The organism is Thiorhodovibrio winogradskyi (assembly GCF_036208045.1).
GTDB classification, from domain to species: domain Bacteria; phylum Pseudomonadota; class Gammaproteobacteria; order Chromatiales; family Chromatiaceae; genus Thiorhodovibrio; species Thiorhodovibrio winogradskyi.
In genome coordinates this window covers 3521986-3536803 of sequence record NZ_CP121472.1, presented here as the reverse complement: position 1 = coordinate 3536803, position 14818 = coordinate 3521986, and the positions used below count along the sequence as shown (strand labels likewise).

Sequence of the window (14818 nt, the reverse complement as noted above, 5' to 3'; positions counted from 1 at the left end):
TTCCTCATCATGCACAGGCTTGGTGGGTAGCATTCCATTCCGATGCTGTGTCTGCGGATGGCGGCTCGTCATCCAGCGGAATGACCAAACGTGCTTGCGGCAGCCGCGTTTGCACTGTCACCAAGCCTCCCGCTCGCAGCCAGTCGTCGCGGTGATGACGGTGGTTGTCTTGAATCTCGCGCAAGGCTTCGGTCAGCGGGTTGTCGCTGTCTGGCGGATAGATCACCAGGCCGGAGAAATGCATCAGATGCTCATAATCCAGACGCCCCATCACTCGGGGAACCAAGAAGTCCAGCGTCTGTTTGCGCTCGGGCCAGAACCACTGCGCCACGAGCACCAAATCCCACATTGGCTCAACAGGATCAGGCGTCACCAGGCATTTCACTTGGAAAGGGCCTTTTTCCCGTTCAATGTCCGCCAGCACAACACCAAGACTCACAACGAGATCGCGCATAATGTCTCCGCAAATTCTTTCGCCGCGCCAAGCATGTCAGTGGCATCCTGCTCGGTGGCTAGCGCTGGGTCTTCGTAACGACGCGATTCGTTCCACTGAATCGCCACGGACCAAGAGGGCAAGGTCTTGATGTACTGCTCTTGACCGGTCAAGGGCACCAGAACATCCAGGTCATGCACCCTTAGAAACTTTAGCTTACCTTCCGTGCGATACGCTGGCCAATGCAGTCGCGCCGCAATGGCGTATTTCAACGACAGCTCAATACAATAGCCACACAGATAGATCGCATTCGCGTAGCGTCCGTTTTCGATCAAAAGACGCGCATCGCTGTATTTCTGCCGGATGTTGTCGCGAATTTGGTCAAGTTTCATGGGAATCCTCGCCGCCCACCAACCTTTATTGTTCAATACGCAGTTGCAATTCAAATTCGCTCGCGTACTTGAGCTCGCCGCGCAGTTGCTGTAAGTCCCTGATTAGCTGGTCCAGATCTTGGATGCTGGTGATGCGCGGTTGTAAGACCTGCTGACGACAGATGGTGGCTTGACCGTCCTTGACGGCTTGAAGCTGTTCCGCGCGCAGGCGCTCTTGCAGGATCTCTTGGCCGCGTTGCTGGATGCGGTGTTTGATGTCTTGGACTTCGTTTTGGATGCTGTAGTCCTGGTTGATCAGGTCGCGCAGGCCGGTGAGGTCCTCGCTGGCCTGGGTGGCGAGGTTTTGCAGATCAGCCAGGGCGTTGTTGCGGTCCTGGTGGCTGAGTTCGGGCCATTCGGGCAGGCGGCGCAGGTCGTCCTCGGCCGCGCGCAGGCGCAGGGTCTGGTCCTGTTGCATTGGCTTGACGGCATCGCGCACCTGGGTTTGCAACTCGGTGAGGCCGCTGGCGAAGTCGGTGGCGTATTTATGAAAGTCCGGGTGTTGCAGGCGCTGTTCGAGATCGGCCATGGGTTCGCTGAGCGCCTGGCGCAGTTGGCCGGGGGTGCCGTGGCTGGGCAGGGCGTGGATGTCGCGCAGATGGCGGCGCAGCGCGTGCAGGGTGGTCTCCAGCCCCTGGGCCATGGTCTGCTTGAGGCTTCTGGCCCACTCCAGGCTGTCGAATACTTCAGAGGTCTCCGCGCCGAGGCGTTGCACCGCATCGGAGGCATCGGTGGCGAGAATGGCTTTGATGTCGCTGGCGAGTTGGTCGAGCCGCGCGGCGCCGGGGAGTTCCAGCGCGCGCAGGGTGCTGGCCAGCGGCGCGAACTGGTGCTGAAGGTTCGGCAACAGCTTGGCGGCGGCCTTGCTGATGCTGTCTTCGAGCGGGACGATGGTGTCGCCCGCCAGGCTGGTGAGCCGCCCGGCGGCGCGGGCGAGCATCTCCATGGAGGGTTTGTTGTCGCGCAGGCTGATCCCGACGGATTTGAAACTGTTGTTGGTTTTGAGCGCGTCGATCGCCTGCTGGCCGTTGACGGTGATCTCGCGCCCGGCGAGCTTGAGCTTGATCTCCCCGGCCACCAGCAAGGCGGCGACCAGATAACGCAGGGTGTCGGGTGACCAACCGAAGGGGGCGTCGGCAAAGAGGTCGCTCAGGCGCTTGCCCTCCAGGCTGCCCTGGCGTTCGATCTGGTCCTTGATGCTGGTCAGGGCTTTGTGTTGGCTGTCGATGTGGCCCTGGCCGCCCTGGAGTTTCACCAGCCCCAAGGGGTCGATCTGGCTGGTGATGCCGGTCAGGTGGCCCTGGCGCAGAAACTTCTCGGCCAGATCGGTGCCGACACGCACCGGCGCCTCGGCATGACGGTCGAACACCTGGGCGGCGACGCGGGCGAGGTGCTTGCGCGCCGCATCGATCAGATCCTGGCTGAAGCTGTCCACCGCGCTCAGCTCGCCGCGAAAGATAAAGGACCCCTGGAGCAGGCTGTGGCCGATCTGCCGCCCGAGTTGATGCAGCAGCCGGGCAGCACGGTCGCTTTGCGCGCCGCAGTAGTCCTTGACTTCCTGATCCGGGTCGTTGCGGTATTTGTTGACGATATCACGGCAGCGGACGATCTCCGCGCTCAGCGTGTCCATCGCCGGGGCGCTGCGCCCGAGCAGAAAGATGCTGTGGCGGGCGCTGGGCTGGCGGCTTTCATCGCTCAGGCGGATTTTGGCGGTCTCAACCTCGCTGGGCGCGACCAACTCGACCAGGGTCTGGATGGGGTGGCGCTCGCCGGCCAGGCTGGCGGGGATGCCGCTGGCCGACTGCGCTTTCAGCCCCGTGGTGACCGAGAAACTGTTGTTCAGTTGGGTGGCGGGCAGCGGGCTGTAGGCGTCTTGCAGGGCCTCGTGGTGGACGCGGCGCAGGTCGCTGGCGCGCAGCGGGAGTTGGGCGCGCTCCTGCTCGATGGCGTTGAGCTTTTCGCTGTGGAAGGCGAGCACGCCGTCTTGCTCGCCCAAGGGGACCACGGGGTCGCGCAGGAGATCCTCAATGGCCGCGGCGATCGGCTCCTTGAGCGACGGCGAGGTCAGGCTCGGGTGCATCAGGGCGGCGAGGTTGTGGCGCGAGATGGGCAGATTGCCGAGGATCTGCAACACGCAGATGCTCTTGCCGATCTGCTGATGCCGCGCGGAATCCGGAAAGCAGAACCTGACCTTGTCCAACGCCTGATACAGGGAGGCGAAGGCGCGGCGGATGTCGCGCTCCAGGGCGTCGAACAGGGTCACTGTGGTGGCCAGCCAGCCGAGGGGTTGATCGGCGATGGGGCTTTTGCCGTCGGGGCCTTCGACCAGAATGTCCTGGATCACCTTGATTGCCGAGCGCAGGCCGATGCCGCCGGTGGACTTGGCCAGGGCGCCGAGCAGGTGCAGCAAAATGTCGAAATGCGCCGGCAGGAAGGGATAGAGGTCGATGAAGGTCTGGCGGTCGAAGTCGGCGCCATAGGCGCGGGCGTCTTCGAGCTTGGTGTGGTGGCGCAAGCTCTGGCCGTGTTGGTCAAAGAGTTGCCCCACTTCTGCTTCGCCGGCGGGCGACTTGCCGAGCAGGCGGTTGGTGCAGATCTCCTTAATGTCGCTGGCTTCCAGGTCGATCTGGATGGGGAAGCGATCCTTGAGCTTGAATAATTGCTGGGAGTTGAGCGCGGCGCTGGGATCGTCCTCGGTCAGGCGCTGCTGGGCGGTGCCGATGAACAACACCTTTCCGTTGCCGATGGCCTTGAGATTCTTGCCGAGGCCGTCGAGGTTGAGAATCAGATTTTGCCGCGAGCCGACATACTGCCCGACCTCATCGACCACGAAAATAATGTAGTCGCGACCGCTGGCTTCGCGGGCAATCTCAATCATCTCGGCCACGCGGTCGTTCTCGAAGCGGATGATCTCACTGGTTTCGGTGCTGAAGGCGCTCGGGGTGCGAAACAGATGCGGATACATCCGGTGGGCCAGTTCGGGCATGACGCTGTCGACGACGAGATCATCGTTGCGATAATCGGCCCAGGCTTGGCCTTGGGTGAGTTCGCTGAAGAGGCGCAGGAACTCGTCGTGCCGACCGTCGTGCTTGGTGCGCCGCTCGAAGGCGGCGACTTTTAGATTGCGCGAATAGCCGCCCCATTGCAGTACCTTGTAATAAAGGACGGTGGAGACCTCTTCCATGGTGGCGCCGGCGACCTGTTCGCTGGCCAGATCCAACATCAAGACCGCCGCGGGGTATTTCTTCGCCACCGCCGCTAGCCGGGCCTTGGTGGTGCTTTTCTTCAGCCGGTTTTGCAGATGATGCAGAAAGGGGACGCCATCGATGGTGACGCGCTCATCAAACGCCAGGCCGACGTATTTGGTAAAGGAGCTTTTGCCCGAGCCATAAAAGCCCGAGACCCAAATGCCGACTTCATTCTCGCCGCCGGCTTCCATGGCGGCTTCCATTTTGTCGAGCAATTTCCCGAGCTGTTCTTCGATACTCTCGGTGACCACGTATTCGGAAATCTCCGCCTTAAGGCGGGCTTCCTGCGCCACGCCATAGGTGATGACCTTCTCGATACTGCGGTAAATATCTTTGCTGCTGTCGAAGAGTGCTTTGATGTCCATACGGGCCGTCCCTTAATGAAATTAACCGCCAACGTGTACTGAGCGATAATTGCCGTCTTCTGGATAAAAGCCGAGAAACTTTAGGCGGGTTTTGCCGGTGCGCACGCCGGGATAGAAAAAAATGGTGGGCACGCTGAAGCGACCAAGCAGATGGCCTTCAATGACGCCGATGCGCACATAGGGGTGCAGGGCTTCGAGATCCGTCACCAGCAGCATGGCGTTTGGGTTGCCCTCAAGGCTTGCCAGTTGTTGTTCCAGCCGGGCTGCCAAGGCGTCGTTTTTGCTGATGGCGGCCGCCAGGGCGTTGTTGGTTTTGGTCCATTCCAATGGGGCCTTGGCATCCTGAGTTTGCCAGAGGGTGCGGATGAAGTCCGGTTGCTCATCCAGGATGGCTTGAATCGCATGGGTGATGGAGAAAGGATGCACTTCCCAGCCGTCGTTGACCAACCGCGCCTCCCAAGCCGGCAGTTGGCGCTTGACCTCAAGCAGGGCGTGGGGCGGGAACACCAGGTAGAAGACCGGCTCGAAGCTCGCGTGAGCAAAGTCGCGCCCGGCTTTGATGCGGCACAGCAGTTCCTCGAAATCAGCCTTGAGCGATGACAGGGTTGGCGATGACACGGGTGATGTCCTCCATGGTTGGCAGCAGCCAGGTGATGCGCGTACTACCGGCGGCGGATTGCATGATCCACCAGCCGTTGCTAGCGAGACGCTGCATGGCCGCTCTGACCTCGCCAGGTTCCAGCCCGAACAGACCCCAGAGCGGGTGGTTTAGCACGCCATGGTCGCTGAGTCCAGAAAAGTGCAAGTGGTAGGCAAAAAAGAGCGTTGTGATTGGTTGGATGCGCAGCGGTTGGATGGGCCGGGTCGATGAACGCCCCGCCGCGAGCAGGCCGAAGTCGGCGCAACAGCCGAGCAGGTAGCCGGAGACGCGGCGCACGGTGGATTCCGACCAGGGCGTTCGGGTCTTACCATCGCGAACGGCGTTATGTACAAAGTCCGTTGCGTCTTCTTTGCTCAGGCTTACTCGACCCGCGCTGGAGTGCGGCCAATAGATGTCACGAATGAAGTCGGCCAGAATGCGATTGGCCTGCGCGGTAAACACCAGCAGAAATGGCACCAGTTGACGGGTGGGTAACACCTCCGCAAGGGGTTTGAGGTGAATCGCGACCTCGGTTTTCAGATACCTCGGGCCGAAACATTCAACCACAATGTTTCTTAAGCGTCTGGCCGACACCAGGGGGAATTGGCCAGAATTCAGTGCTGCTTGATAGAGCTGGGTGCAGTTCATGCCCGGCTGGTACAGCCCGAGCAATACGTTGCTTTCTTCCACCATGCCCAGACCGGCCTGGAGTTGGGTGGTATAAAAACATGGCTCCTCGGGCATCAGTTGGCTTGCAGATAGGGAAAGCACTGATAACCCGCGCTAAAGGCAGCTTGATACTGTCCCGCGCCCTGCTGAATCAATGCATCGAGCCGATCATGATCGCAATGATCAAGCAGCACTGGGCCTTCTCTTTTCTCTGTCGCTGATGTGGCCATTGCGGCGAGTCGGGCGATGGCGGAAGCGGTGGATGCCAGGAGAGGCTTGATGCGGGGAGCAAAGTCGGGGGCGGATACCGCCTGAGCCATGGCTTGCTCCAGCGCCTCGGGCAGACGGTACAGATGGTCATGGCGACCGATGCCGATGTGCTCATCGTGTTTAAGACGGGCGGCTTCGCAAACCCCGTGGTACTGAGCGAGCAGGGTGGTGCGAGGGAACACCGGCAGCAGGAATGCCTCGCTGGTGGTTGCCAGAAAACGGCTGGACCACCAGTGATACTGGGATTGTTCGCCGAGAAAACCGACTAGAAGGCGAAGTTCAGCGATTGCCGCTGGGAGACGGCTTGTCATGGGTGGTTGTTCCTGATCTCAAGAGACGCACGTCAGACTGACCATATAGGTTAGCAGAGACGGTCGAAACCTCCATCCAGGATCAAGCGAAACTTGGCGGCTATCCCTTCGGTAATGGCGTGCAACCTCTTGATATCAGATAAGTATTCAGCCCAGCATTGAGCCCAGCATTCAGTCAGGTCTGATGATCTCAACCACATGATGCCGGCGATCATCAACCAACGTGATCGTAGGGTGGATAAGCGCAGCGCATCCACCTGACCCGCTATCGGCTGCTGTTGCCGTAGTAGCCGTCGTCCTCGCCACTGACCAGGCGGCCATCGAGGAAGGGCGCAGTCTCATCAAGCACGCCGCTGTCGCCGGTGATCAGGACATAGCGACAGGTTGCCAGCGGTAGCCACAGATAGTCATCCGAGCAACGGGTACGCACACCGCGACCTGAAGGCGGATGCCACCAGTGCTGCACATCGCCTTCGCGGAACTGGCGCCCGGCACAGCGCAACAGATGCTCGCGCACCAGCCCTGGCTCGGCATGGATGAGCGCCATGGCGTCTTGCAGTTGATCGCGGAAGCCGAAGGCGCCGCCGGACTGATAATCGCCGCTGCGCGCCCAGAAGCTGACCAGATGCAGCGCCGATTTGGGGCGCAGATGCCCGAGCACCCATTCGACATAACCGGTCACCGACAGCACGAAGCGGTCGCGGTCGGGCCAGGCGGCGTCTTCGGGGTCAAAGCGCAGGAAGCGCTGCCACAGGCAGTAGGCGGATGGGCGCCGCGCCCATCGGCGTACCGGGGTGCCCGGAGTTGGCCCGCTGCACCTGGTCGATGGCCAGCGTGCGCAGGGTGCTGATGCACAGCCGATCGAGGCTGGTCGCGCTCATGTCCGCGGCGCCGGTGAAGCGCGCTTCTCGCGGATGCGCGTGAGCAGCGCATGCCAGGAGGTAGCGAACGCATCGACCCCCTCGCGCTGCAGCCGGGCGGCGAGTCCGTCGTCATCGATACCTTCGCGTCGGAAGTCCGCGATCACGGCTTCGGCGTCGCCGCAGTCGGCAGGCAGTGCCAGTTCGACCTGGCCGTGATCGGCAAAGGCCAGCAGTGTCTTCTCGGGCAAGGTGTTGATGGTTCCGGGCGCTGCTAGCGCCTCGACGTACAAGGTGTCCGACGCCGCGGGATCCTTGGTGCCGGTGCTGGCCCACAGCAGGCGCGGCGGGCGCGCGCTGGTGGCGGCGAGTCGCTGCCAACGCTCCGAGGCCAAGAGTTCGCCGTGCGCCTTGAAGGTGCGCAGGGCGATGGCGATGCCCAACCGATTGCGGAAAGGCGGCGCGACGGAATCCTCCACTGCGACGTCCCAGCGGCTGACGAAGAGCGACAACACCGACGCCACGTTCGGATCGAGCCTGGCCGCCAGCCGGCGCTCGATGCCGCGCATGTAAGCTTCGGCGGCGGCCAGCACCTGTTCGCACGAGAACAGCAGCGTGACGTTGACCGGCACGCCCTCGAAGATGGCTTCCTCGATGGCCGCGATGCCCTCGGCCGTGCCGGGGATCTTGATGAACAGGTTGGGCTTGTCGGCCTTCGCATGCAGCCGGTTCGCGTCCCGGATGGTGTGAGCCGTGTTGTGGGCCAGCAGCGGCGAGACTTCGAGCGACACCCATCCGTCCAGACCGTCGCTGGCGTCGAAGGCAGGTCGGAACAGATCGGCCGCTTGCGTCAGGTCTTCGAGGGCGAGTGCAAAGAACAGATCCTCATCCGACAGACCTCTGTCGGCGAGCACGCGGATGCTGTCGTCGTAGCTGTCGCACGCGCCGATCGCATGCTCGAAGATGGTCGGGTTCGAGGTCAGGCCAGTCACCGATAACTCGCCGATGTAACGCGCCAGGGTGCCGCTGCGCAGCAGGTTGCGCGTGATGTTGTCCAGCCAGAGGCTCTGGCCGAGCTGATGGAGTGCCTGTGTGGGGTTCATGTTTGCAGTCCTGGGCTCAGGCAGATTTGGGGTTGCGCCAACGGCGGTCGGCGGGGACGGTTGGGCCAGTGGGCTAGAGGGGGCTCGCTGGGGGCGTGGCGTCAGATTCCGCTTCCCATTGCCGATCCAGTTCCTCCAGTCAAGATTGGTAGGATGCTGGTCTGCGCAAGGGGCCGAACGCTCATCTGTCAGCGTTAAACTGAACCAATGCGATAGGCTTCTTTTAGGCGCACTGGCAATGGCTGTCGGTACGCTGCCGCACATAAGCGTCCTGGCGGATTCGCGAGCGCCTCGCGACATTGGTCATCCCGACCGCGACGCTCCGGTATCCGTCTGTCCGCGGTCCCGAGTCGGTCGCCGTGCCCTATGGGTCCATCCCCGCCGACGCCTTCAGCACCACGCTGCCGATCGGCACGCCCAGATCGCCAGCGATGACCGCGCACTTCGCCTGGAGCAGGAAGAACACCGGCGCCTGGGTCTCGCTGAGTGTCTCGTAGTTGGCTTGGCCCTTAGCCAGGATCAGCGGTGCTTGGGCGAATTGCTTGCGAAACGCCGCGGAGCAATGCTCAAGCAAGGTGCCAGGCGCATCCGAACCGTTGTCGATGATGTGACTGAACGCATCCAGGCCGCTTCGGCCTGGCGCGCCGCGCTCAGGGCTTGCCGCAGGAAACAGGGATAGCAGTCGAGATAGGTCTTCATGGCGCAATGGTCCGAATCATTGGTCTTTCCCGTGGCTGGATCGGTGCTAGGCCATCGCACTGATGGTGCGGCGAAAGCGACTCAGCGCGATGCCGAAGAACACCGCGCCGATCACGGCCAGCGCGAGGAACGGCGGCCAGACCACCTCAAGGTCGGCGCCGCGATAGAGGATGGCCTGGGCGGCGGTGACGAAGTGCGTGGTCGGCGCGGCCAGCATCACGTCCTGTACCAGTGCCGGCATGCTCTCGCGCGGGGTGGAGTTGCCCGAGAGCAGTTGCAGCGGTAACAGGATAAGCACCGCGAGCATTCCGAACTGCGGCATGGAGCGCGCCAGCGTGGCCATGAAGATGCCGAGCGAGGTGGTGGCGAACAGATGCAGCGCGGCGGCGACCAGAAAGAGCGCCAGCGAGCCCTCGATCGGGATGCGCAGCACGCCCTGCACGACGAAGACCATCGCCACGGCGGCGGCCAGCACCACCACCAGCCCCATCGACCAGACCTTGGCCAGCATGATCTCCGCCGGCGTGATCGGCATTGCCAGCAGGTGCTCGATGGTGCCGTGCTCGCGCTCGCGGATCAGCGCCGCGCCGGTCAGGATGATCGAAAGCAGGGTCACGTTGTTGATGATCTCCATCAGCGCGCCGAACCAGGACTGCTCCAGGTTGGGATTGAATCGGTTGCGCAGGGCCAGTTCCACCGGCAACGCGACACTGCCGCGATAGCCCTGCATGAACGCCGTGACCTCGCCCAGCACGATCTGCTGGACAAAGCGGCTGCCGGTAAAGGCCTGGCTCATGCGCGTGGCATCGACATTGAGCTGGATGGCGGGCGAGCGCCCGGCCAGCAGGTCGCGTTGAAAGTCCGGCGGGATATCCAGCACGAAGGTATAGGTCCCGGCATCCATGCCTGCGTCGATCGCGGACAGACTGATCATCGCCGGCGGATCGAAGCGCGGCGGATAGAAGGCGCTGGCGAGGCGCGCCGACAGCGGTGAGGCGTCCTCATCGACGATGGCGATCGGCGCCTTGTGCAGGGTCTCCGGCATCGCCGTGGCGGCGACATAGATGGACACCGTGAAGGTGTAGGCGATGAGGACGAGCATCATGGGGTCGCGCGCCAGGCTCCAGAGTTCCTTGATGCCCAGCCGATAGATGTTGGCGAGGTGCGGCATCCTCAGCGCGCCTGCTTCTTCAACAGCAGGATCGACAGGGCCAGGATCACCGGCACCGCCAGCGCGAGCGGCCAGAAGGAGGCCTCGAGGCCGGCGAAGCCCAGCGCCTTGTTGAAGACGCCGCGCGTGATGGTCAGGAAATGCGCGGCCGGATAGACCTGGCCGATGACATGCCCCACGCCTTCGAGCGAGGACACCGGATTCAACATGCCGGAGAACTGAATCGCCGGGATGATGGTGCCGATGATGGTCACGAACATGGCCGCGATCTGGCTGCGCGTGAAGGTCGAGGCGAAGAGGCCGAAGCCGGTCGAGAAGGTCACGAACAGCAGCGCCCCCGCCGTCAGCGCCAGCAGGCTACCCTTCACCGCGACCCCGAAGACGGTGACCGCCAGCAGCGTCAGCAGGGCGAAGTTGAGCATCGCCAGCAGGATGTACGGCATCTGCTTGCCGAGCAGGAACTCGCCGCGGGTGACCGGGGTGACGTAGAGATTGATGATCGAGCCCAGCTCCTTCTCGCGCACCACCGACAGCGCGGTCAGCATCGCCGGGATCATCAGCAGCAGCATGGGGATGACCGCCGGCACCATCGCCGGCAGGCTGCGCACGTCCGGGTTGTAGCGAAAGCGGGTCTCGATCGTAGCCGGGCTGACCGCGGCATCCTGACCGAGCCGCTGTTTCGCCTGCTCCAATAGCCAACCCCGGTGCATCCCCTGCACATAGCCCCGCACTGTCTCGGCGCGCACCGGCATGGCGCCGTCCACCCAGGCGCCGATCTGGACGCTGTGACCGCGCGCGATGTCGCGCGCGAAGCCGGGCGGGATCTCGATGGCCAGCGCGAGCTGGCCGGCGCGCATCCGCCGGTCGAGATCGCGGTCGTCCTGGATCGGCGGGCGCTCGACGAAGTAGCGCGAGCCGGACAGGTTCAGCGCATAGTTCTGGCTCAAGCCGGTCCGGTCGCGGTCGAGCACGGCGTAGCTCAGGTCCTCTACGTCCAGGCTGATGCCATAGCCGAAGACGAACATCAGCAGCGCCGTTCCCAACAGAGCCATGGTGGCGCGCATCGGGTCGCGTCGCAGCTCCAGTGTCTCGCGCAGCGCGTAGCTCCAGGCGCGCCCCGGGCTGAAGGGAAGGCGGCGGGCGCGTGGCGCGGACGCTGGAACTGCTGGGGCCGCCGGCGCCAGCGCGGCCGACGTCTCGCCGCGCGCGCCGGCGTCTTCCAGATAGCCAATGAAGGCCGTCTCCAGCGTCGCCGCGCCGCGTTGACGCACCAGCTCGGCGGGGGCATCGGTGACCAGCACGCGCCCGGCGTGCATCAGCGAGATACGGTCGCAGCGCGCGGCCTCGTTCATGAAATGGGTGGAAATGAAGATGGTGACTCGGTCGTTGCGCGCCAGGTCGATCATCAGTTGCCAGAGGCTGTCGCGCGCGATGGGGTCCACGCCCGAGGTGGGTTCGTCCAGGATCAGCAGCTCGGGCCGATGCACCATGGCCACGGCCAGCGAGAGACGCTGGCGGATGCCCAGCGGCAGCGTGCCGGGCAGCGCGTCGACCGACTCGGCCAGACCGAACCGTTGGATCATCTCCTCCACCCGCGCCGGGATCTCGGTCTCCGGCACCTGAAAGAGACGCGCGTGCAGCACCAGGTTCTGGCGCACCGAGAGTTCCGAATAGAGCGAAAACGCCTGCGACATGTAGCCCACTCGCCTGCGCGTGCCGATGTCCTTGGGGTCGACCGCCTGCCCGAATAGCGCCGCGCTGCCCGCGCTGGCCGGCAGCAGGCCGGTCAGCATCTTCATGGTGGTGGACTTGCCGCAGCCGTTGGAGCCGATGAAACCGAAGATCTCGCCGCGACGGATGGAGAGATTCACATGATCGACGGCGACGAAATCGCCGAAACGCATGGTGAGGTCTTTGGCCTCGATGGCGATGTCCGCGTCGCTGGCGGCCGCAAGCGGCGGGATGGTCACGGCGCGATGACCGCGCCGACGGTCCTCCGGCAGCAGGGCGATGAAGGCCGCGTCCAGCGAGTCGGCGCCGGTGCGCTCCAGCAGCTCGGCCGGCGTGCCGGTGGCCAGGACACGGCCGGCATCCATCGCCACCAGCCAGTCGAAGTCCTGCGCCTCGTCCATGTAGGCGGTGGCGACGATCACGCTCATGCCCGTGCCCGTGCTCATGCTCGTGCCAGCGCGCTCGGGGCTATCCTGGCGTCGGCCTTGTTCAGTGCGAGGAGTGGCGTCGAAGGTGCTGTCCTGCGTGGAATCGACGGAGCGGATCGCCTTGATCAGATCCCAGAACTGCGAGCGGGCGAGCGGATCGACGCCGGTGGTCGGCTCGTCCAGGATCAGCAGGTCCGGGTCGTGAATCAGCGCGCAGCAGAGCCCGAGCTTCTGTTTCATGCCGCCCGAGAGCTTGCCGGCCGGGCGCGACAGGAACGGCGTCAGGCCGGTGCTCGCGGTCAGTGCGTCGATGCGGCGGCGGCGCTCGGCGGCCGGGTGGCCGAACAGCCGACCGAAGAACTGAAGGTTGTCCTCGATCGACAGGGTCGGATAGAGGTTCTTGCCCAGGCCCTGGGGCATGTAGGAGATACGCGGGCAGACGCGCCCACGATGGCGCGCACTGGCCATATCCCCGCCCAAGGCTCGCACCTGGCCCTGTTGAATAGCACGGGCGCCGGACAAGAGCGCCAGCAGGCTGGATTTACCCACACCATCCGGGCCGAGCAGGCCGACCATGCGCCCGGCTGGAATGTCCAGGGTGATGTCATCCAGCGCCACGACTTTGCCGTAGCGCAGGCCGACACCGACCAGGCTGGCGACCGAATGGGTGATTGGAGCCGGGGCGTCCCGCCCCGGTGGTGGATCGACCAGGGGCGGCGGGACCATGCCGGCGCTCAATCCGGCACCTTGATGACCAGGTCAGCCGGCCAGGCAGTGTCCGCATCAAGCTTGAGCCAGGCCATACCGGGCAGGCCGGTCTTGACCAGCGCGCGGTGTTTTTTCAGCAGCGCCGGGTCGATCCGCGCCTTGACGCGGAACATCAGCTTCTGCCGCTCGCTGGCCGTCTCCACCGTCTTGGGCGTGAACTGCGCGGTGCTGGCGACATAGGACACCCGCGCCGGGATCACATACTGCGGCGCCGCATCGAGCACGAGACGCACCTCGCTGCCCAGCGCCACCCGACCGGCCGCCCGCTCGGGCAGGAAGAAGGTCATGTAGACATCGCTGAGATCCACCAGGTTGAGCACCTTGCCGCCGGCGGCCAACACCTCGCCGGGCTGGGCGATGCGATATTGCACCCTCCCGGCGCGTGGGGACATGAGGTGACTGTCCTCGATGTCGGCCTCGACACGGGCCACCGTCGCCGCGCTGGCCTCCACGCCGGAGTCGGCGCCGACGACCGCGGCGCGCGCGGCCGTGGTCGCCGCCTCACTCGCGGTCACCTGGGCCTTCGCACCGGCCAACGTCGCCTCGGCGCCATGCACGCGGGCACGGTCGTCGTCGAGGATCTGGCGGGTCGTCATGCCCTTCTCTGACAGGGTCACTGAACGGGCGTAGCGCCGCTGCGCCGCGTCCAGCTCGCTCTCGCGCTGACCCACCAGCGCCTGCGCCGCGGCGGTGTCGCTCTGGCGCACCGCGACCTGAGCCTTGGCGCTGGCGACGGCGGTGACGGTCTGGCGGGATTTGGCCAGCGCCTCGTCGCGCTGCGCGTCCAGGACGTCGACCTGCATCCGTGCCAGGGGCTGACCGGCCTGCACAAAGTCGCCTTCACTGACCAGGATGTCTTCCACCCGTCCGGCAAGCTTGGTGGCGACGTCGATCTCGGTGGCCTCGATGCGGCCATTGCCGCTGACGAAACCGGCGCCCGGCCCCGAGGGTTGCAGGGTGATCCAGGCCAGGACCGCAGTAGCGGCGATGGCGATCAGGATGGCTGTCGCCACCGCCTTCTTCTTAATGACCATACACCTCTGCCTGCTCGTTGGTTCGCTGGTTCTCACGCCTGGCTCAAGCAGGCGAATCAGTGCGAGATTCATCGCCGAGGATTCGCTGCATCCTGGACCAACGAAAGCAGTCTCAACTCGGTGTGTGCATCAGGATATCCGCTCGCCACCGGACATCAGCCAAAGCATTCAAGTCGCAGCATCACTGCCATCGCTTCTCGTGGATGCCTTGCGGCAGCGCTCCGGCGCTTCAATGGATATGACGTTTGGAAACATATCGAGCCAGGGAATACGAAAGCCATAGCCGTTCATGGTGACCACTTCCTGCGGACATTCGCGGGTCACACGACTGGCAATGGCTTGCAGCGTCGCGGAGTCGAATTTGAAATAGGGCGGCATAAAACCGGCGTCGGCGTTCTTGAAGATCAAGGTATCTGCCGTACCAGCACGCACCGACTCGATGCGGTATTGCACATTGCGGCCGTCACCGGTGACGCCGGTGATCTGGACCTCCCAAGAACTCGGTCCCCAGCGTAGCCAGAGGAAACCAAGAATCAACACCGCGACTGTGACGGCCCCGATGGTCAACTTGCGTTGCATTGTCATCAATCATCCTCCGCGAAAGAGTGAAACTCGCCGGCATCCTGTGCGTCGGAGTGTTTGCGGAATCCTGCGCAC

12 protein-coding genes and 2 pseudogenes are annotated in these 14818 nt (G+C 63.8%); all 14 read right to left on the bottom strand.

Annotation, left to right across the window (positions count from 1 at the left end; genetic code table 11):
* Positions 1 to 7: 7 nt before the first annotated feature.
* On the bottom strand, positions 8 to 454 hold the full coding sequence (locus Thiowin_RS15935) for a hypothetical protein (RefSeq protein WP_328983972.1): 447 nt from the start codon (positions 452 to 454) through the stop codon (positions 8 to 10).
* Positions 436 to 825 (bottom strand): HEPN domain-containing protein, encoded by a 390-nt coding sequence (locus Thiowin_RS15930; RefSeq protein WP_328983971.1) that lies wholly within the window; start codon positions 823 to 825, stop codon positions 436 to 438. The genes Thiowin_RS15935 and Thiowin_RS15930 overlap by 19 nt, the downstream gene beginning before the upstream one ends.
* Before the next feature lie 25 nt (positions 826 to 850).
* A complete protein-coding gene (gene brxC, locus Thiowin_RS15925; protein WP_328983970.1) occupies positions 851 to 4477 on the bottom strand; it encodes a BREX system P-loop protein BrxC in 3627 nt (1208 codons plus the stop codon).
* A gap of 21 nt (positions 4478 to 4498) precedes the next feature.
* Positions 4499 to 5095 carry a BREX protein BrxB domain-containing protein gene (locus tag Thiowin_RS15920; RefSeq protein ID WP_328983969.1) on the bottom strand — a complete coding sequence of 199 codons (597 nt, stop codon included), beginning with the start codon at positions 5093 to 5095 and terminating at the stop codon, positions 4499 to 4501.
* The gene (locus Thiowin_RS15915) at positions 5061 to 5861 is read right to left on the bottom strand and encodes a BrxA family protein (protein WP_328983968.1); all 801 of its coding nucleotides are present in this window, start codon (positions 5859 to 5861) and stop codon (positions 5061 to 5063) included. Before Thiowin_RS15915 ends, Thiowin_RS15920 begins: the two co-directional genes overlap by 35 nt.
* Positions 5861 to 6367: a BrxE family protein gene (locus Thiowin_RS15910; RefSeq protein ID WP_328983967.1), complete on the bottom strand. Its 507-nt coding sequence runs from the start codon at positions 6365 to 6367 to the stop codon at positions 5861 to 5863. The genes Thiowin_RS15915 and Thiowin_RS15910 overlap by 1 nt, the downstream gene beginning before the upstream one ends.
* A gap of 283 nt (positions 6368 to 6650) precedes the next feature.
* Positions 6651 to 6980 (bottom strand): annotated as a pseudogene (locus Thiowin_RS15905) (GH36-type glycosyl hydrolase domain-containing protein); the annotation flags it as partial.
* Positions 6981 to 7185: 205 nt separating this feature from the next.
* Positions 7186 to 7248, bottom strand: a pseudogene (locus Thiowin_RS25365) (hypothetical protein); the annotation flags it as partial.
* Positions 7245 to 8330 (bottom strand): transaldolase, encoded by a 1086-nt coding sequence (tal, locus tag Thiowin_RS15895; protein WP_328983964.1) that lies wholly within the window; start codon positions 8328 to 8330, stop codon positions 7245 to 7247. The pseudogene Thiowin_RS25365 and the gene tal, both read right to left, overlap by 4 nt.
* Before the next feature lie 364 nt (positions 8331 to 8694).
* Positions 8695 to 9036 (bottom strand): ARMT1-like domain-containing protein, encoded by a 342-nt coding sequence (locus tag Thiowin_RS15890; RefSeq protein ID WP_328983963.1) that lies wholly within the window; start codon positions 9034 to 9036, stop codon positions 8695 to 8697.
* 39 nt (positions 9037 to 9075) lie between these two features.
* On the bottom strand, positions 9076 to 10200 hold the full coding sequence (locus Thiowin_RS15885) for an ABC transporter permease (protein ID WP_328983962.1): 1125 nt from the start codon (positions 10198 to 10200) through the stop codon (positions 9076 to 9078).
* Between the two features lie 2 nt (positions 10201 to 10202).
* On the bottom strand, positions 10203 to 13085 hold the full coding sequence (rbbA, locus tag Thiowin_RS15880; RefSeq protein WP_328983961.1) for a ribosome-associated ATPase/putative transporter RbbA: 2883 nt from the start codon (positions 13083 to 13085) through the stop codon (positions 10203 to 10205).
* An 8-nt stretch (positions 13086 to 13093) separates the two neighbouring features.
* A complete protein-coding gene (locus tag Thiowin_RS15875) occupies positions 13094 to 14161 on the bottom strand; it encodes an HlyD family secretion protein (protein WP_328983960.1) in 1068 nt (355 codons plus the stop codon).
* Between the two features lie 168 nt (positions 14162 to 14329).
* Positions 14330 to 14740 carry a DUF1523 family protein gene (locus tag Thiowin_RS15870; RefSeq protein ID WP_328983959.1) on the bottom strand — a complete coding sequence of 137 codons (411 nt, stop codon included), beginning with the start codon at positions 14738 to 14740 and terminating at the stop codon, positions 14330 to 14332.
* Between the last annotated feature and the right edge of the window lie 78 nt (positions 14741 to 14818).

Bases quoted from the DNA above. Each gene is read 5' to 3' on its own strand.
- Thiowin_RS15935 (WP_328983972.1), bottom strand. From the start codon at position 454: ATGCGCGATCTCGTTGTGAGTCTTGGTGTTGTGCTGGCGGACATTGAA.
- Thiowin_RS15930 (WP_328983971.1), bottom strand. From the start codon at position 825: ATGAAACTTGACCAAATTCGCGACAACATCCGGCAGAAATACAGCGAT.
- brxC (WP_328983970.1), bottom strand. From the start codon at position 4,477: ATGGACATCAAAGCACTCTTCGACAGCAGCAAAGATATTTACCGCAGT.
- Thiowin_RS15915 (WP_328983968.1), bottom strand. From the start codon at position 5,861: ATGCCCGAGGAGCCATGTTTTTATACCACCCAACTCCAGGCCGGTCTG.
- Thiowin_RS15910 (WP_328983967.1), bottom strand. From the start codon at position 6,367: ATGACAAGCCGTCTCCCAGCGGCAATCGCTGAACTTCGCCTTCTAGTC.
- tal (WP_328983964.1), bottom strand. From the start codon at position 8,330: ATGAACCCCACACAGGCACTCCATCAGCTCGGCCAGAGCCTCTGGCTG.
- Thiowin_RS15885 (WP_328983962.1), bottom strand. From the start codon at position 10,200: ATGCCGCACCTCGCCAACATCTATCGGCTGGGCATCAAGGAACTCTGG.
- rbbA (WP_328983961.1), bottom strand. From the start codon at position 13,085: ATGGTCCCGCCGCCCCTGGTCGATCCACCACCGGGGCGGGACGCCCCG.
- Thiowin_RS15875 (WP_328983960.1), bottom strand. From the start codon at position 14,161: ATGGTCATTAAGAAGAAGGCGGTGGCGACAGCCATCCTGATCGCCATC.
- Thiowin_RS15870 (WP_328983959.1), bottom strand. From the start codon at position 14,740: ATGCAACGCAAGTTGACCATCGGGGCCGTCACAGTCGCGGTGTTGATT.